This is a genomic window from Bradyrhizobium sp. OAE829, assembly GCF_040546575.1.
Lineage (GTDB): Bacteria > Pseudomonadota > Alphaproteobacteria > Rhizobiales > Xanthobacteraceae > Bradyrhizobium.
Genome location: NZ_JBEPOE010000001.1, coordinates 8,194,143 through 8,211,999, shown reverse-complemented (window position 1 = coordinate 8,211,999; position 17,857 = coordinate 8,194,143). Strand labels below are relative to the sequence as shown.

The 17,857-nt window shown below is 63.7% G+C and carries 14 protein-coding genes; 6 read left to right on the top strand and 8 right to left on the bottom strand.

The window, feature by feature from the left end:
- Window positions 1-62: 62 nt before the first annotated feature.
- Window positions 63-3,788: a YhdP family protein gene (locus ABIE49_RS38925; protein ID WP_192739495.1), complete on the bottom strand. Its 3,726-nt coding sequence runs from the start codon at window positions 3,786-3,788 to the stop codon at window positions 63-65.
- Between the two features lie 228 nt (window positions 3,789-4,016).
- Here ABIE49_RS38925 and ABIE49_RS38920 point away from each other — a divergent pair, with 228 nt between their 5' ends.
- Together ABIE49_RS38920 and ABIE49_RS38915 are read left to right on the top strand one after the other, a co-directional pair.
- On the top strand, window positions 4,017-4,826 hold the full coding sequence (locus tag ABIE49_RS38920) for a redoxin domain-containing protein (protein WP_192739585.1): 810 nt from the start codon (window positions 4,017-4,019) through the stop codon (window positions 4,824-4,826).
- 101 nt (window positions 4,827-4,927) lie between these two features.
- Window positions 4,928-6,277, top strand: coding sequence for a M23 family metallopeptidase (locus ABIE49_RS38915; RefSeq protein WP_192739496.1), 1,350 nt, complete (start codon window positions 4,928-4,930; stop codon window positions 6,275-6,277).
- Between the two features lie 77 nt (window positions 6,278-6,354).
- Here the strand turns inward: ABIE49_RS38915 and ABIE49_RS38910 are convergent, their stop codons facing one another.
- Entirely contained in the window at window positions 6,355-7,530 is a 1,176-nt protein-coding gene (locus ABIE49_RS38910) for a DUF5666 domain-containing protein (RefSeq protein ID WP_192739497.1), read from the bottom strand.
- Window positions 7,527-8,393, bottom strand: a complete 867-nt coding sequence (locus tag ABIE49_RS38905) for a DUF6502 family protein (RefSeq protein ID WP_192739498.1) — start codon at window positions 8,391-8,393, stop codon at window positions 7,527-7,529. The genes ABIE49_RS38910 and ABIE49_RS38905 overlap by 4 nt, the downstream gene beginning before the upstream one ends.
- A gap of 900 nt (window positions 8,394-9,293) precedes the next feature.
- Between ABIE49_RS38905 and ABIE49_RS38900 the strand changes: the two genes are divergently transcribed.
- The 3 genes from ABIE49_RS38900 (at window position 9,294) to ABIE49_RS38890 (ending at window position 12,144) form a co-directional block, all read left to right on the top strand.
- Window positions 9,294-9,446 carry a DUF1127 domain-containing protein gene (locus tag ABIE49_RS38900; protein ID WP_016846063.1) on the top strand — a complete coding sequence of 51 codons (153 nt, stop codon included), beginning with the start codon at window positions 9,294-9,296 and terminating at the stop codon, window positions 9,444-9,446.
- A 135-nt stretch (window positions 9,447-9,581) separates the two neighbouring features.
- The gene (gene trmFO / locus ABIE49_RS38895) at window positions 9,582-11,015 is read left to right on the top strand and encodes a methylenetetrahydrofolate--tRNA-(uracil(54)-C(5))-methyltransferase (FADH(2)-oxidizing) TrmFO (protein ID WP_192739499.1); all 1,434 of its coding nucleotides are present in this window, start codon (window positions 9,582-9,584) and stop codon (window positions 11,013-11,015) included.
- Between the two features lie 4 nt (window positions 11,016-11,019).
- Window positions 11,020-12,144: an AMP-binding enzyme gene (locus tag ABIE49_RS38890; RefSeq protein ID WP_192739500.1), complete on the top strand. Its 1,125-nt coding sequence runs from the start codon at window positions 11,020-11,022 to the stop codon at window positions 12,142-12,144.
- Here ABIE49_RS38890 and ABIE49_RS38885 read toward each other — a convergent pair.
- From ABIE49_RS38885 to yajC, 5 genes are all read right to left on the bottom strand, one after another.
- Window positions 12,141-13,004: a phytoene/squalene synthase family protein gene (locus ABIE49_RS38885; protein ID WP_192739501.1), complete on the bottom strand. Its 864-nt coding sequence runs from the start codon at window positions 13,002-13,004 to the stop codon at window positions 12,141-12,143. The two genes, ABIE49_RS38890 and ABIE49_RS38885, sit on opposite strands and share 4 nt — an antisense overlap.
- Entirely contained in the window at window positions 13,001-13,396 is a 396-nt protein-coding gene (locus ABIE49_RS38880) for an Mth938-like domain-containing protein (RefSeq protein ID WP_192739502.1), read from the bottom strand. The genes ABIE49_RS38885 and ABIE49_RS38880 overlap by 4 nt, the downstream gene beginning before the upstream one ends.
- Window positions 13,397-13,441: 45 nt before the next feature.
- Window positions 13,442-14,443 carry a protein translocase subunit SecF gene (secF, locus tag ABIE49_RS38875; protein ID WP_192739503.1) on the bottom strand — a complete coding sequence of 334 codons (1,002 nt, stop codon included), beginning with the start codon at window positions 14,441-14,443 and terminating at the stop codon, window positions 13,442-13,444.
- Window positions 14,444-14,565: 122 nt separating this feature from the next.
- On the bottom strand, window positions 14,566-16,170 hold the full coding sequence (gene secD, locus ABIE49_RS38870) for a protein translocase subunit SecD (protein ID WP_192739504.1): 1,605 nt from the start codon (window positions 16,168-16,170) through the stop codon (window positions 14,566-14,568).
- Window positions 16,171-16,209: 39 nt separating this feature from the next.
- Window positions 16,210-16,575: a preprotein translocase subunit YajC gene (gene yajC / locus ABIE49_RS38865; protein WP_192739505.1), complete on the bottom strand. Its 366-nt coding sequence runs from the start codon at window positions 16,573-16,575 to the stop codon at window positions 16,210-16,212.
- A 178-nt stretch (window positions 16,576-16,753) separates the two neighbouring features.
- On the opposite strand from yajC, the gene ABIE49_RS38860 reads away from it, so the two are divergent.
- Window positions 16,754-17,725, top strand: a complete 972-nt coding sequence (locus tag ABIE49_RS38860; protein ID WP_192739506.1) for an ATP-binding protein — start codon at window positions 16,754-16,756, stop codon at window positions 17,723-17,725.
- The last annotated feature ends 132 nt before the right edge of the window (window positions 17,726-17,857 follow it).

Here is a 17,857-nt window from a genome sequence, read left to right as displayed (position 1 = left end):
GCGAGACGATGCCGATTGGCCAGATCAATCGCTGATGGCAAAATCCCTCAACAGCTGACGCGCTAATTATTGGTCGGCGGGAATTCGATCGGGTTGTTCTGCTTGCCGGTGTTGAATTCGAAGATCTTGCGCAGCACGCCGGGCGCCATCGCTGAAATCGGATTGACGCGCAGCACCGGCGCTGCCGGCGTGCCGACGACCTCATAGGTGACGCCGATCAGGCCCTCATTGCTGCCGCCGCCGAGGAACAGGCCGAGCACGGGAATCTGGCCGAACATGTTGTTGAGCCCGTACATCGGAACGAAGGTCCCGCTCATGCGTACGGAGTTGCCGATATAATCAAGCGTGCCTTCGATGGTCGCGCCGATGGTCGGGCCCTTCACGACGCCGTCCCGGATCGTGAGATGTCCGCTCTGCCGGGTGAATTCCGCGCGCAACGCCGAGAACGACACGCCGTTCTGCACGCCTGTCGGTGCGCCCGCCGCCGCGCGCTCCAGTTCAGGGACGCCTTTGACGGAGAAGTCGCGGATGTTGATCAGGCCATCTTTGGCTGATGGTTCGACCGTCGGCGGCTCCATCGCGAGCGAGAGCTGACCGCCGAAGACCTTCGAGTTGGTATCAGTGAAGCGGAGGAACGCTCCGGCGTCATTGGTCTGCAGAATGATCAGGTCACGCCCCTGTCCCTGCACGCGACCGCGCAAATCGGCGGTCACCGGCGTATCGCGCCCGACCTTGCCGGTCATTGCAAACGTCTTGATGACGCCATTGCGCCGGGACATCTTGGCATCGACGCTGCGCAGCGCCTCGCCATTGTGGCCGGCGACCGCGCCGAGCTTGACGTCGATATCCAGGTCGATGTTCTTGGTCTTCTTGGCGTCGGCTTCCTTGCCCGAGATCGCCGATTTGAGGAAGCCGCGGCCGTCGAACACGTCGCCGCGCATCGTCACCTTCACGACGCCATCGGCGTTGCGTTCGGCTTTCAGCGAGGTCTTGTCGCCCTCCGACGGCGAGTAGGTCGGGAAGTTCGCGGTCATCAGCTCGCCATTCGCGTCGACTTCCAGCGAGCCCTTGATCGAGACGCCGCCACCGTCGACGACGATGTCCTGGAACAGCGTCGACTGCTCCTTTTTGACGACGCTGAAGGTCGCCTTGCCGGACCTGCCCGGTACCTTGACCCAACCCGGCAGGATGTTGTCGAGCCGGAGCGCGGTGAGATCGGCCTCGATACCGACGCGGCTGTCGTTTTCACCGATCTTGCCGATCAGTTTGATCGGGATCGCGCCGCTGACGGCCGGACCAAGATCGAGCCCAAGCCGCGCGCGGCTGGCGTCATCCAGTGTCGCCGACAGTTTGATGTCGGCGTCGCCTTCGTTCGGCTTGCGATAATCCAGCGACGCCGCCTGGCCGTTGATCTTGACGTCGCCCCTGACCTGATAGCCGTTATTGTTGGCAACGACCTTCAGCGTGTTGGCCTCCAGCTTCTGGTTCATCACCAGCTTGTCGATGGAAACCCCGCCGAGATCGGCGGTTACGGAATAAGTGGTATCGGCCTTTGTCAGCACGCCCTTGACTGGCATGCCCAGCATGACGGTGGCCGTCACATTTCCCTTGCTCGCGTTCGGATCGACGAAGGTGGCGGATACGTCGCTGAGCCGATCGGACGCCAGAATCTCGGCCGCTGCCGGGATGGTGGCGTCGATGCGGAATTTGACCTTTGCCGGCGATGGCTTCGGCGCCATGTCCGGCACCTCGAAGACGAAATCCGAAATGGTGACCTTGCGACCGGCCGGCGTATCGGCGATGCCCTGGCCGATGTTGACGGTGGCGGTGCGGCCCGTCACCCGCGCCTTCAGGTCGGCGTCGCGCACGACCGGCATGTCATCGACAGGGCGCACCGTCACGCCCGTCGCCGTGATATTGACCGCCAGGCCGTCGTCGGGAATCGGCGGGCCTTTGCGCGACAAATTTCGCACCGGCGAATTGACGCCGACCTCGATGCGCTGGAGCGTGCCGCGTTCGATCCGCTCGATCACCCATTCGCGCACTTCCGGCACGATCAGGACCGGCCACATCCGCTTGAGCGCGGAGGCCGACATTGGCGTACCGGCAAAGCCAAGCTGGAGCCGCGCCTCGCCGGAATAATCGACGCTGCCGGTTCCGGCGACGCCGATCTCGCCATTGCTGATATCTGCCTGCGTCAGCAGAAAGCGCTTCCTGTCGGTGTCGAAGCGCATGCCGATCGCGATACGATTGAAGATCAGCGGCTGTTCGCCCTCATTGCCGGCCAGCACGATGGTGCCGCCGCTCAACCCGGCCTGCCATTCGGTCGTGGTTCCATTCGGCGGCTCAAGATGGCCGAGCAGCGTGACGCGGTTGGCACCGGAAACGATCTTGAACGGGGCGACCAGCACGCGCCGCGCGGAATCCCATTCGACGTTCATTTCCGCCGCATCGATCGCCATCGGATAATCGGGCGTATCGCTGTCGATGATGTGGCCGGCACCGGCGGTCAGCTTGCCGCGGAAATAGGTCGGCAGGCCATCGCGGCCGAGTTCGCCTTTCAGTTCGCCCGACAGCGGCAGGTTTGCGCTGTAGGTGAGATCCTTGACCCGCATCGCCAGCAGGATATTGGCCGTCGGTACCTTGTCGGCACGCAGATCGACCGAGCGCACGCCGTTGGTCGGCGGCCCGATCACCGCCCGCAGCGACCATGGTCGGGCGCCCTCCTCGCCAACGCTCAGCGCCACGCCACCGGCGCTCGGCCGGCGAAGGCTCATGCTGATATTGTCGAACGTCCATTTGTTGCCGCGCTGCTGGTCGTCGACGACCAGATTGCCGTTCTTCAAGCCGATCTCGTTGAGATTTTGCCCGTCGAGACCGGTCAGGCTCAGGCTGTCGAGCCAATCGAGGCCGGCCAGCAATCCGTTCTGTGCCGTCTCGGGCGCCGGCGTGCCAGGGGGCGGTGCCGGCCGCGGGAACGTGGGCGCAAGACCCGCGTCGCGCTTCGAGGCTACGCCGGTCGCCAACGGTTTGGCCGTGTCACCGGCGGATACCGTCACCTGGCCATCCGGTGTGATCCGTACCGCGAGTTCGGCATCGACCAGATTGAGGCTCTCGGCGCGAAGCCGCCCCATCAACAGCGCGGTGCCGGATAATCTCACCTCGGCTTTCGGGGCGCTTGCGACAATCGCCTGGTCGCGGTCCCTGACCACGATGTCGCGGATACGCACCGCGATTCTAATTTTGCCGGCGCGCTCGATTTGCGTGCCACCGACCTCGACCGTATTGCCGTGCCCGATATTTTCCTCGATCGCCTTCGCAAGCCAGGGCGTCGCCAGGTCGAGATTGATCGGGCCGGCGCCGAGCCGCCACCAAAGCCCGCCGAAACAGCTGGCAAAGATCACGGCCAGCACCGCGATCACGACCGATAGGCGCTTGACCCAACGTTCGCCGGTGACCCATCGGTTCAGCGCGGAAAAATTGTCGCTGAGCCAGTGAAAACGGGAATTGGAACGGGACAATAGCCGCCGTGCGCGGTGGCGCGCCGCCTCGTCCTGGTCGGTATCCCAGCCGGCCTCGTCATCCCATTGCGAGATTTGGGCGTCAGCACGCGGATTCGACCCTTGGCGTCCCGAACCCTGGGGTCCAGAACCTTTGAGCCCAGAACCTTGGAGCCCAGGACTTTGGGGCGAACTATTCCTAGCCATTGCCTCTCGGTGCTGGCGCTGAGGTTGATCGTCGCCGCAGGCGCGCCCATCGATCTGTATCGAGCGCTCCCGTGCCGGCATCGCTGCCAATCCTCGATTAATACTGTTACTCGTAGCCCAGCCCAAGGACTCAATCGCCGACTTAATCAAACGGGCCGTCAACGAGCGGACGGGTGGTGCGTCGAATTCCTTGTAACCATACTCCGAGGTCATCAAACTTGCCCAGCAGCCGGAGCGAATCCGATAGGCCGGGACAAGACCCGCAATACCCTATTGGTTGATCCGCCGAAAGCGACGAAAGGAAGGCGTATGTCCAAGAAAACGCGCAAGAAATCCTCCAAGGGATCCGCAAAGACACCCGTAAAGACACCTGCCAAGTCATCCGCGAAGACGCCTGCCAAGAAATCCGCCAAAAAAACGATCCCGGCGAAGGCAGCCCGCAGTGGCTCGAAAACTCCAGTCAAAACGCCCGCGGCCAAGGCCGGCAAGGCGGTCGCAACAAAATCAGGCAAAGCGGCCAAAAGCGCTTTGACCAAAGAATCCCACAAGCCGGCGTCGAAATCGTTAAAATCCAAGCCATTGACGGCACCGAAGCCGGATTTGACGCCGATTCCCGAGGTGGCCGCGAAGCCGGACAGCAAACCAGGCGTGGTCTCGGGTCGGGTTGAAGGCGCCAAAGCGCCCAGCTTCCGGCTGCCCCGGGACGGCGGTGACAGCGTGTCGCTGGCCGATTACGCCGGGCGGAACCTGGTGCTGTTCTTCTACCCCCGCGCCGACACCCCCGGCTGCACCAGGGAGGCGATCGATTTCACCCGCCTGAAGGACGCGTTTGCCGAAAGCGGAACGGCGGTACTCGGCATCTCCGCCGACACCGTAAGGGCCCAGGAGTCCTTTCGCGACAAGCACCAGCTGTCGATTCCTCTAATTTCGGATGAAAAACACGAGATGCTGGAGGCCTATGGCGCCTGGGGCGAAAAATCCATGTATGGCAGGACCTTCCTTGGGATTCTTCGCACGACCGTTCTGATCGGCAAGGACGGCAAGATCGCCAAAATCTGGCGTAACGTGCGGGTCGATGGCCACGCCGATGAGGTATTGGCAGCAGCGCAAGGATTATAGTTTTCCAGGTTCCATTTCCCAAAAATTAACCATGAGTGAGTCAAATCGGCCTCGCAAATTGAGCCGTACGGAACCCCTGTCCGACCGGCGCGGGAGTGTCGATGTCGTACCGTTCCGGTCATCATTCCGAGTACCACCAGCACCATCATCCCCATGACAGCCGGGCGCGACGTCCCGCGGCGCAGGCCGCGGCACTCCCCCCGGCTAATGATGGCTACGCCATTGTCCATGCCGGCAAGCAGGTGCGGTTCGGGCCCGTGGTGTTCTGGATCGTCGTCGGCACGGTCGTCGTGCTCGGGATGTGGTCGGCGGCGACCGCCACTTATTTCGCCTTTCGCGACGACGTCCTGACCCGGCTGATCGCCCGCCAGGCCGAGATGCAATACGCCTATGAAGACCGCATCGCCGAACTGCGCGCCAAGGTCGATCGCACTACCAGCCGCCAATTGCTCGACCAGGAACAGTTCGACCAGAAGCTCGACCAGATCATGAAGCGCCAGACTGCGCTGGAATCCCGCGCCACCGCTTTGGGCTCCATTCCCGACAACACGGCCACCGGATCGATCCGGCCGCCGGCACGCGGCGCCGCCGCCGAAACCCCCGCTTCCGGGACACCGAAGCCCAGCCCGATCAGCGACACCGTGATCTTTGTGGCGCCGCCGGATCGTGAAGCCCGTCTGGAGTCGCGCGCACCGGTCGTGGTCAAGCAGCAAGCCAACCAGTACGCCAAGGTTCAGGGCGTCGACAACGTCCTGGTCCGCCTGCAGACCTCGCTCGACCAGGTCGAGCGGCGCCAGATGGCGGCGCTGAGCTCGGTCGAAGACAGCATGGAATCGCGCGTCCGCCGGATGCGCGGCGTGTTCACCGATCTCGGTCTCGACATGGCGCAGCTCGAAGCCGCGACGCCCCGTTCGGGCGTCGGCGGCCCATTCGTTCCGGTGAAGCTTGGGGCCGATGCCGGCCCGTTCGAACGCCAGCTCAACCGGATCAACGCCACCCGTGCCCAGGTCGAGCGGCTGAATCGGACGCTGGCCCTCGTGCCCTATCGCAAACCCGTCGTCGGCGAAGTCGAGTTCACCTCCGGCTTCGGCGTTCGCAGCGATCCCTTCCTCGGTCGGCCGGCGATGCATACCGGTTTGGATTTCCGCGCCGCAACCGGCGATCCCGTGCGCGCAACCGCGAACGGCAAAGTGGCTTCATCCGGATGGATGGGCGGCTACGGCCGCATGGTCGAGATCGACCACGGCAATGGGCTATCGACCCGCTACGGCCATTTGTCGGAGATCCACGTCAGGGTCGGCGACGTCGTCAAGATCGGACAGGTGATCGGTGCGGTAGGCTCAACCGGCCGCTCGACCGGTCCGCATCTGCATTACGAAACACGGATCGACGGCGATGCAGTCGATCCGCAGAAGTTTTTGCGCGCCGGCGTGCGGCTCAGCTCAGGCTAGACACAAAATCTCGAAAACAACCCCATGCAAAGATAGGTTGGAATACGGCCAGCCGTATCAAAACACCGCAGCGACGACTACCGTCGACCGCCACCGCCCATTCCACCGCCACCGGGACCACCTCCACCACCGCCAGGTCCGCCGAATCCCCCCGGCCCAGATGGGCCGCCCGGGAATCCGGGGCTGCCGCCGGGTGACATAGACCCACCGGGATCGCTCGCGCGACCCGGGCCTGGAGCTCCGCCTGGCCCTTGAGGAGAACCGCCGGGAACGTGCGTGCCGCCCTGACCGGGCGCTGAGCTCGGAGCTCTGGCGGGACCAGCCGGATTTCCGATCGACGCGCCCGGGAAGTGGCTGACGGATTGAACGGATTCGACCCGCAGGCCGCGCGAACTGTCGAGCACGGCGTTCACGACCACGCGTGCGTCGCCGGCAGGCTGGAAGCGCGACACATCGCGCGCGACATAGCCCGATCCGAATTGCAGCTGATCACCTACCCGCCGCACATAGCCCTCGATTGACAAGCGGCTGGCACCCGACAGATCGGAAAAATCGTCCCGTCTCACATGCGCGACCTGCATCACGCCTTGCGCAAACTGCCCGTCGGCGTGAACGCGCTGACCGATCAGCGCCGGATCGGCGCCGGCGAGACGCAGGCCACCGATTCGCACCCCGTCGCGATCGCGTTCCAGCAATCCTGTGACTCGCGTGGCGTTGTCGCGGCGCTTCTCGACGAGGCTGGCGACGATGACGCCGTCGGTTCGGCGGAGCCCGGACACCGCGACGTAAGTACCGGGCCGCCAGGTTTCGCGCCCGGTGAACGTCACCCGCTGGCCCAGCACCGACATCTCGCCTGCCCCGACGGATTGGATCGGTCCGATCACTTCGCTGACGGCCGAGATACCACGGGTGGTCAGCGCGCCATTGGCCTGACGCATCGCCACGACGCGCGCGACGTGTCCAATCCGCAGCGCCTTGACCGACGCCGCCTCGCCGTTGATCCGCACCGGCACGTCAGGCGCATAGCCGATGCGTTCGCCGTTGACGAAGATGCTGCCGAAACGCTGGATGACGCCGACAATGCCGGTACCACCGATACCGTGATCGTCACCGATTCTCGGGGCGCCGGTGCCGCCGATACCCTGATCGTCGCCGCTGCGGCCGCCCCGGACCTGTGCCCAGGCCGAGGACACGCCCGCAAGCCAAAACCCCGCCAGCAGCGACCGACGGGTGACGATCGGCGGTTTGCTCATGATTGGCCGCCTTCTTTGGCGTCATCGCCGTCCGGCGCCTCGTGGTAGATATAGACGCCGAAATTCCACCTGGCGCCGCCGCCCTTGTCCTTGGCGACCGCGCGGTTGGCTTCGCGGTTGGCGGTCTTCAGCGCATCCATCGCAAGTTCGCGCGAACGTGCTTCGAGGCGCTTGGCCAATTTGGGTGACAGGCCGTCGTAATGCACCGCGCGCTCGAGAAAGCGCGGCGTGACCGCCGACACGTTGTCCGCCGCCGCCGCGACGTGGTCGTGCAAATTGCGGCCGAGATAGTGCCATTTGCGATCGTCGTCGCCGCGCGGAACGAAGGCGGTATCGACCAGCACGATCTCTTCATTCGCGTTGATGCTGACAAGTTGTCGGTCGAGCCATTCGTCCAGCACCGCGCGCGGCCGGACATCCTTGGTGACCGACTCGACGAGCGCCTCGAACGACGGCGCGTCGCCATCAGCGGTGCGCGGCAATGGCAAGGGGTCGCCGGCCTTGTCGGTGAATTCGGGCGCGGCCATCCAGCGGGCGATGATCGCGCTGGTACGCGACAGCGTGGCCGGCGTTTCGTTGACGGGCGTTCCGGCGCCGCGCAGCCGGGCCACTTCCTTGCGATGGATCCCGGTCAGCAGGCTGACCCGGCTGTCGGTCTGCTCCTTGCCGTCAAGCGCGAAGTCATGCTCGGCGACATTGACGAAGAGTTCGCGCAGCAGCTGCGCCAGCGCGGGAAACGTCATGCCGCCGCGGATGCACAACCTCACCAGCGGACGCAACAGGCGCGCCAGCGGCGCCTGCAGACGGTCCGCGGCGATCGGTTGATGCGAAGCCGGCTTGGGCGGCGAAGCGTTGGCACTCATGGCGAAATTGTAGCCGCGCCCGGCGTGGGACACAATCCCACTTTTTTGCGGTTGGTTATTGACGTGTGAAATTTTCCCACATATACGCAAATCATCAACCAGGGGAACCCAACCATGCACGTCCTTTCGCCCCGCAATTCCGCTCCACCCCTCCCAGCGGCACGTCGCCTCGCCCAAAGCGCGCGGCCGGCGGTCGTCGTGCCCGTGCTGCCGGCGCTGATCCGCTGCGTGACGTTTTTTGCCGCGCTGGCGACACCGTGTCTCTCCATCGTGCGCCGATAGCGATGATCAACGCATGCGGTGTGACGTTGCGTTCAAATCGGGAGCGGTGTTCGCACAGTCTTCGTCCAGCGACACGCCAAGAGAACTGTCGTCACCACGAGTTGCGGAAGTCATCAGCGGTCGCCAGCCGCAGCACAGTGTCGGCGGGTCCCGGCTGCTGGGCTAATGCCTCCAGCACCGGGCTCGCGCCACAGTCGCGCTTGCGCCTAAGTCGCACGCTCCACCACCATAGAGTGATTTTATATTCATTATTAAGCCGAGAACTGCATGCGAATCACGCATACGAAGTATGGAGACGGCCCAAATTTGTGCAGGACGGCCAACCCTTGATTTCTGATGCCGGAGCATCACCTTTTGAGGTTGTAATAGTGACCACCGAAATTTCATCAACTATATGATCTATCGCATATAATTCATATGCATTGAGATCGGAACCGGCCTATGGCCGATCGGTCGGGCACCGGTGCCGAAGGGTTAATCAAACCTTACCCAAGCCATGCGTTTCTAGCTTAGCTGCAACGCAACATCGGAACTTCTGCACTGCAAAATACCGGCTATATTCATTTCAACGATGAGGCTTTCCTCCAAGGGCTGAATCGTAATTTCAAGGAGACTACCATGTTACTCTCGCTCATCCGCATGATCCAGGCGTTCCGGGACTATCAGCGCAATGTCAGCGAACTGTCCCAGCTTAGCGATCGCGAACTGGCCGATATTGGCCTTGATCGTTCGGACATTCCGCGCGTTGCAGCCGGGACCTACAACGGCTGATCCTTTGTCAGCCGCCTGACGAACGGATAACGCCCGCCTCGCTGCGGGCGTTGTCGTATCTGAGTCTGGATTCCTGTTCTAAAAACGCCGTTGCCGCAGGTGCACTTGGCGAGAAAACGCGCTAACCCTGCGCGCATGACCGCAGCCAAGAATCCAACTAACACCGTCCATGTGATCGGCGGTGGCCTCGCCGGCTCGGAAGCCGCCTGGCAGATCGCCAATGCCGGCATCCCCGTGGTCCTGCACGAGATGCGCCCGGTACGGATGACGGAGGCCCATCAGACCGAAGGGCTTGCCGAACTCGTCTGCTCCAATTCATTCCGCTCCGACGATGCCGCCAACAATGCGGTGGGCCTGCTGCACGCCGAAATGCGCCGGCTGGGCTCGCTGATCATGCGTTCAGCCGACGCCAACCAGGTGCCCGCCGGCGGTGCGCTCGCGGTTGATCGCGACGGATTTTCGGCCGCCGTCACCCGTGCGCTGCACGAGCATCCTTTGATCGAGATCGACCGCACGGAAATCGCCGGCCTGCCGCCGGCCGACTGGGGCAACGTGATCGTGGCGACCGGCCCCCTCACCTCGGCGCCGCTGGCGGACGCTATTCGCGAACTGACCGACGAGAACGCGCTGGCGTTTTTCGACGCCATCGCGCCGATCGTGCACAAGGATTCCATCGACATGTCGGTGGCCTGGTTCCAGTCGCGCTACGACAAGGTCGGGCCCGGCGGCACCGGTGCCGACTACATCAACTGTCCGATGACCAAGGAGCAGTACGACGCGTTTGTCGCTGAGCTGTTGGCCGGCGAGAAGGTCGACTTCAAGGACTGGGAGACCAACACGCCCTATTTCGACGGCTGCCTGCCGGTCGAAGTAATAGCTGAACGCGGCCACGAGACGTTGCGCCACGGACCGATGAAACCGGTCGGCCTCACCAATCCGCATAACCCGACCGTGAAGGCTTACGCCATCGTACAGCTGCGCCAGGACAACAAGCTCGGCACGCTCTACAACATCGTCGGCTTCCAGACCAAGCTGAAGCACGGCGCCCAGCAGCGTGTGTTCCGCACCATTCCGGGCCTCGAGAGGGCCGAGTTCGCCCGCCTCGGTGGGCTGCATCGCAACACCTTCCTGAACTCACCAAAGCTGCTGGACGGCCAATTGCGTCTGCGGGCGCAGCCGCGGCTGCGCTTCGCCGGCCAGATGACCGGCTGCGAGGGCTATGTCGAATCCGCCAGCATCGGATTGATCGCCGGGCTCTACGCCGCGGCCGACGCACGCGCGCAGTCGCTGGCGCCGCCGCCGGCAACGACAGCGCTGGGATCCCTGCTCGGCCACATCACCGGCGGGCACATTGAGACCGTCGACGCCGGTCCGCGGTCGTTTCAGCCGATGAACATCAATTTTGGCCTGTTCCCGCCGCTGGCCAGTCCGCCGACCAAAAAGCCGGACGGCACACGGCTGCGCGGCAACGAGAAGACGGTCGCCAAGAAGCAAGCGATGGGCGCGCGGGCGCTTGCCGATCTCGACCGCTGGATCGCCGATCATTTGCGCGTCGCGGCGGCGGCGTAAGATCATGCCTTTGCCAAAGGAAGACGCCGCGATTCTGTCGGCGCGATGGACCGAAGGCGTGCTGCTGAAGCGCGACGTGTTTTCGACCGTCGAACGCGGGCGCTTCAAAAGCGACGCTGGCGAGGTCGATGCGGTGTTGCGCCGGCTCGATCAGGTACCGGTCTGGTCCTATCTCCTAGCCCGCCATTTGTTTGCCCGCGAGCGCCGCGCATTGGCGCTGGCGCGCGACCTCCATGTCGGTCCAAAACTGCTGTGGGCCGGCCGGCAGGCGCTGGTGCGTGGCTTCATCGATGGCGTCGCCCTGCAAATGGCAAAGCCCCATGGCGATATCGGCTATTTCCGCTCGGCCAAGCTGGCGCTCCGAAAGCTGCATCGCGCCGGCATCTGCCACAACGATCTCGCCAAGGAGCAGAACTGGCTGCGCGGCAGCGACGGGCAGGCCTATCTCACCGATTTCCAGCTGGCCGCCTGCTTCAAGAGCCGCAGCCGGCTGTTTCGCATCGCGGCCTATGAGGATCTGCGGCATCTTCTGAAGCACAAGCGCAGCTACGCGCCTGCAGCGCTGACGCCGATGGAGCGCAAGATCCTGGCGCGCAAATCCGTCGTCGCCAGCGTCTGGCTGATGACCGGCAAGAAGGTCTATCAGGCCATCACCCGCGGCCTGTTCAATTTCACCGATCGCGAGGGCGGCGGCCGGCGTCTGGTCAATGACGCGCCCGTCCTGATCGAGATGATCCGAAAGAACCCCGACGTGCGCGAGGCGGCCATCGTCGCCTTTGCTGACCGCCGCACCGGCGTCGGGCTCTATGCGTTCGTCGAGGCAGATCAGGTTGCGCTGGAAAAGCAGCTGCGCAGCGAGCTTTCCTCCGCCAAGGGCGTCAAACCGCCGGAGCATATCCAGGTCGTGCACGCATTGCCGCGCGATGCCGCCGGCAAGCCGCGCACCGAAATCCTGCAGCTCGTCGCGATGAACCAGCTCGACCTGATCGAGCCGATGATGAAGAACGACACCGACCGCGCGTTCCTGAAGGACATCCTGGAGAGCCGCAAGAACTTGCGGGACCGGTTCAATTTTGAAGCGGCGGATATGGACTCGCCGTCGGGCGCCTCTACACGAGCAAACTCCTAACCGCCGAACTCCGCCGAGCGCGACGCGCGCCACAGCGTCCAGAGCGTCCGTAGCCGCGACGGCGGCCGAGGTACGAACGGATCGGAATCGGCCCGCGACATCCGCTTCAGGTCGCGGCGGACCAATGCCAGCGGCAGGAATACCGGCCTCACCTCCGGCGGCAGGCCGGCGAGCAGTTCGAAGGCGGTGTTCAGATGCTCCCGCGCCTCGCCGATCAGCTGGTCGATCGCCGCGCGCGCCTGCGGCGTTTGCTTGCCCGAATAGACTTCTTCCATGCCGCTGCCGTGTTGCTGCAGCAATTGCAGCGGCACGAACAGCTGGCGCCGCGCCGCATCCCACGGCAACTTCTCGACCACCTGCACCAGGCCCTGGGCGAAACCGGCGTGTCGCGCGAGGTGGTCGACCGCTTCCGAAGGCCGTGACACGACGAGCCCGGCCAGCGAAAACAGCGCCGACGACGTATCGTTGATGTAGCCTTCGAGTGCCGCCATCGACGGCATCGGGTCGTTGTAGAGATCGAACTGGTGCTCGTCGATCAGGCGGGACAGCGGATCGACCGGCAGGCGGTAGTCGCGGATCACCTGCAGCAGTTCGGCCGCGACCGGGTTGCCTTCGATGCCGCCATGGCCCGCGCCGGCCAGCATGTCGGTCCACCATTGCAGCCGCATCTCGCCGGGCAGCGGCTGGCTGACCTGCTCGCGCACCCGTGATATCTCGGCATTGAAGGCGTAGATCGCGAGCAGCGCGCGGCGCTGGGCCGCCGGCATGAACAACGTCGATGCGTATCGGACGAAATCATGGGTGCGCACCAGATCGGCGCAGAAGCCGGCGGAATCCCCTGATGCCTCGCTTGCGCTCATGGCACCGCGATCAACGCCGCGGCGACGCGCCGGCGCTCACCCATCATGATGTTGTAGGTACGGATTGCCGGCCCGGTCTGCATCGGGTCCAGCACCACCCGCACCGCGCGCAGCGCCTCGCGCAAATGTTTGGGCGGGATCCAGACGTCCGTGCCGGTGCCAACGACCAGGGTATCGATCGCATTGGCTGACTTGAAGACGCGCGCCAGCGAGTACTCATCAATTTCGCTGGGCTTCGTGACATCCCAGGCCCAGATGCCATCCGGCAGGCACAACAGCGAGCCGCGATGCGACATGTCGGCAAACGCAAAACCGCCCTTGCCGTAGGCCTCGATCGGCGCCGACCTCGGAAAATGCGGAACGTCCGAGGAGCCAGTGTTTTGAGTGGGCATGATCTTGTCCGAAAACCGGCTTCCACTTTTCGGGATCATGCCCGCTTACTTCTTTTTGGGTGTATCCGGCGCGTCGCGGTGCTCGCCGACGCCGAGATAGATCAGGATCGGCGCCGCGATGAAGATCGAGGTGTAGGTGCCGACCAGCACGACGCCGAACATCATGACCGCCGTGAAGCTGTGGATCGCGTGCCCGCCAAACAGCAGCAGCGCCAGCAGGGCCAGCGTCACCGTGACGTGGGTGATGATCGAGCGCGACAGTGTCGAATTGATGGATTCGTTGAGCAGTTGCGGCATCGGCATTTTCTTGTAACGCCGCAGCATTTCCCGGATCCGGTCATAGATCACGACGGTGTCGTTCAGGGAGTAGCCGAGAATCGTCAAAAGCGCCGCGATACTGGTCAGGTCGAAATCGACCTGTGAAATCGACATGAAGCCGATCGTCAGCACGATGTCGTGGACGTTGGCGATCATGGCGCCGAGCGCGAACTGCCATTCGAACCGGAACCAGAGGTAGATCAGGATCGCGAAGATCGCGAGCATCAGGCCGAGCATGCCGTAAGCCAGCAATTCGCCGGAAACGCGAGGCCCCACCACTTCGACGCGGCGATACTCCACACTGTCGCCGAGGGCGCTGCGGACCTTCGTCACCGCATCCTGCTGCGCCTTGTCGCCGCCGGGCTGCTCGGCAACCCGGATCAGGACGTCGGCCGGGCCACCAAACTGCTGAAGCTGAACCTCGCCGAGGCCGAGATTGCTCAAGGTCGCACGCATCGTGGCGATGTCGGCCGAGCCCGACTTGGACTGCACCTCCAGCAGCGTTCCGCCCTTGAAGTCGATGCCGAAATTCAGGCCATGGGTGAAGAACAGGATGATCGCCACGATCGAAAGCGCCGCCGAGATCGGAAAGCTGATGCGGCGAAAGCGCGTGAAATCGAAATGCGTATCGTCAGGCACGATCCGCAGCGGCGGCAGCAGATCCAATATGGCGACCACGGTCAGCACGGCAATCAGAATGCCCAGCCCGATAAGGACGTATTGTGTCAAAGCTGGCTCCGCATTGTCAGCGCGAGCATGATCCAGCGCAGCTGGATCATGTTCGTCGCTCTATTTCTGTTTAGAAGCATGATCTGCTCCGAAAACCGGTGTCCACTTTTCGGGATCATGCTTCAGATTGGCACGGTCTTCGGCCGCTTCCATCGTACCCAGCCGGCGACGATCAGGCTGGTCAGGGTAAATGCGGTGAACACGGTGGTGATGATGCCGATGCCGAGTGTCACGGCAAAGCCGCGCACCGGCCCGGTGCCGATGTAGAACAGCACCGCGGCGGCGATGAAGGTCGTGATGTTGGAGTCGAGAATGGTCGACAGAGCGCGCCTGAAGCCGGCGTCGATCGCCGAAATCGCGGTGCGGCCGTTGCGCAACTCTTCGCGGATGCGCTCGTAGATCAAGACGTTGGAGTCGACGGCGATACCGACCGTGAGCACGATGCCGGCGATGCCCGGCAACGTCAGCGTGGCGTTCAGCAGCGACAGGATGCCGAAGATCATGGCGACGTTGATGGCGACCGCGATATTGGCGAACACGCCAAACAGGCGGTACGTCACCAGCATGAACACGATGACCAGGATCGAGCCGACATAGGCTGCGAGTTCGCCCTTCTCGATTGAATCCTGACCGAGGCCCGGACCGACGGTGCGTTCCTCGATGATGGTCAGCGGCGCAGGCAGCGCGCCGGCGCGGAGCAGAATCGCCAGATCGTTGGCGGCCTGCACCGTAAAGTTACCGGATATCTGGCCGGAGCCGCCAGTGATCGGTTCCTGGATCACCGGCGCCGAGATCACCTTGCCGTCCAGCACGATCGCGAACGGTTCCTTGACGTGTTCTGTCGTTGCCGCCGCGAACTTCCGTGATCCGGAGCTGTTGAACTTGAATGAAACGATCGGCTGGTTGGTGCGCTGGTCGAAGCCCGGCTGGGCGTCGATCAGGTCGCCGCCCGAGACCAGCACCTGCTTCTTGATCACATAGGGCTGCGGATACTGCGGGTCGGCGCTGGGCAGCAGCTCCGAGTCCGGCGGCACGCTCCCCCGTTGCGCCTGGTCCGGCGGCACCGTCAGATCGACCATCCGGAATTCCATCTTGGCGGTCTTGCCAAGGATGTCCTTCAGCCGGGTCGGATCTTGCAGGCCCGGCACCTGCACCAGGATGCGGTCGATGCCCTGACGCTGGATCAAGGGTTCCACCGTTCCGAGTTCATTGACGCGGCGCTCGACGATCTGGATCGATTGTTCGACCGACTGGCGGATGCGCTCGGTGACCGCGGCCGGAGGGACGGTCAGCCGGATCACCCCACCGCCACCGTCAGTAACCTCAAGGCCACGCTGGCCGCTCGACCCCAGCAAGCCGCCAAGCGGTTGCGACAGTTCGCGCAGTTTGGTCAGCGCCGTCGGCGCGTCGGTGTCTTTGGTGATGCGCACTTCGACGACATCGGCACGGGCACTGAGGCCGGTATATTGGATCTTGGCCTCACGCAGCACACGGCGGACGTCGTCGCGCACCTGGTCGAGCTTTTCCTTCTTGACGTAGTTGGAGTCGACTTCCAGCAGCAGCGACGAGCCGCCCTGCAAATCGAGGCCGAGCACGACGTGGCGCTGCGCCCATTTCGGCCAGGTTTTGACCTGCGCCTCGGGGAAGAAATTCGGAACGGCGCACAGGCATACCACCAGGGCGGTCAGAATGATCGCCAGCGCCTTCCACCGCGTGAAATACAACATCGAGTCGACCCGTCAGATCAGGAGTATGCAGAGCGCAAATCAGCTCGCGGACGTCTCGTCCTTGGCGGTTTCGGCCTTTTCCTTGGCCGGCTCGCCCTTGGCGCGGACGCCTGAAATCATCTGCCGCATCTGGCGCACGCGAACGCCGTCGGAGATCTCGAACTCGATCTGGTCGTCGTCAACGACCTTGGTCACCTTGCCGACCAGGCCGCCGGAGGTCACGACGGTGTCGCCGCGGCGGATGTTTTTCACCAGTTCGGCATGGTCCCTGATCTTCTTCTGCTGCGGGCGCAGAATCAGGAAGTACATGATGACGAAGATCAGTGCGAACGGCAGCAGCGACATCAACATGCTGTTGGCATCGCCACCGGCTGCAGCCTGGGCGTACGCAGGGGTAATCAGCATTCGAACAATCCTCGTGAGACGGGAAACGACCGGCGACGCAAGCGTCTGGCCGGTCCGGGCAAATTCGCGCGGACTATAGCGGCGGCCGTCCCAATTGCAACGCTGCCAGCCCCCTCATTTAGGCCGCTTGCGGGAGCTTCCAAGGCCCGTTATGGCTGCGCGGTCAGGAACAGGGAAAATGTCGAAAAAGTCCAAGAAAACAGCGGCTCGCGCCACCTCCAAAGCAGGCCGGCGGAAGCCCGCAAAAACCGCGACAAAACGTCCGGCAGCCCCCTCGAACGACGCCACCGCCGAACGCATCGCGGACGCGCTGGAGGCTATCGCGAACCACCTTTCCGCGGCCTCCCCGGCCAACTCGGGACCTGAGTCGTTCGGGGCTGCGGACGCCTTCGTCTGGCACCCGGACGGGCGGCTGGCACCGGTCGCCCGCGTCAGCCGGGTCGACCTCGGGTTGCTCAAGGGCATCGACCGGATGCGCGACATCCTGATCGAGAATACCGAGCGGTTCGCCGACGGCCTGCCCGCCAACAACGCGCTGCTGTGGGGCGCGCGCGGCATGGGCAAGTCGTCGCTGGTCAAGGCCGCGCATGCCGACATCAACCTCAAGCGCAAGCCGGCCGACAGACTCAAGCTGATCGAGATCCATCGCGAGGATATCGAGAGCCTGCCGGGCTTGATGGACCGGGTGCGCAGCTCTTCCTTCCGTTTCATCGTCTTCTGCGACGACCTCTCCTTCGACGGCAACGACGCCTCCTACAAATCGCTGAAGGCGGTGCTGGAAGGCGGCATCGAGGGACGCCCGGACAATGTGATCCTCTACGCCACCTCGAACCGGCGGCATCTGCTGGCGCGCGAGATGATCGAGAACGAACGCTCGACCGCGATCAATCCCGGCGAAGCGGTCGAGGAAAAAGTCTCGCTGTCGGACCGCTTCGGTCTGTGGCTCGGCTTCCATCGCTGCAGCCAGGACGAATATTTGGCGATGGTCCGCGGCTATTGCGGCCATTACGGCATCAAGCTTGCCGACGAGGAACTGGAGCGCGAAGCGCTGGAATGGTCGACGACACGCGGCTCGCGCTCGGGGCGCGTCGCCTGGCAGTTCACGCAGGAGCTGGCGGGACGGCTGGGTGTGCGGCTGACGGGGAAGTAGTTCGTTACGCGCAAACAGCACACGACTGTCGTCCTCCGCGAAAGCGGGGGACCCAGTACGCCGCGGCCTCTCGGCTCAATCACACGTCTCTGGAATACTGGATCGCCCGCTCCAGTGCGCAATTGCGCACAA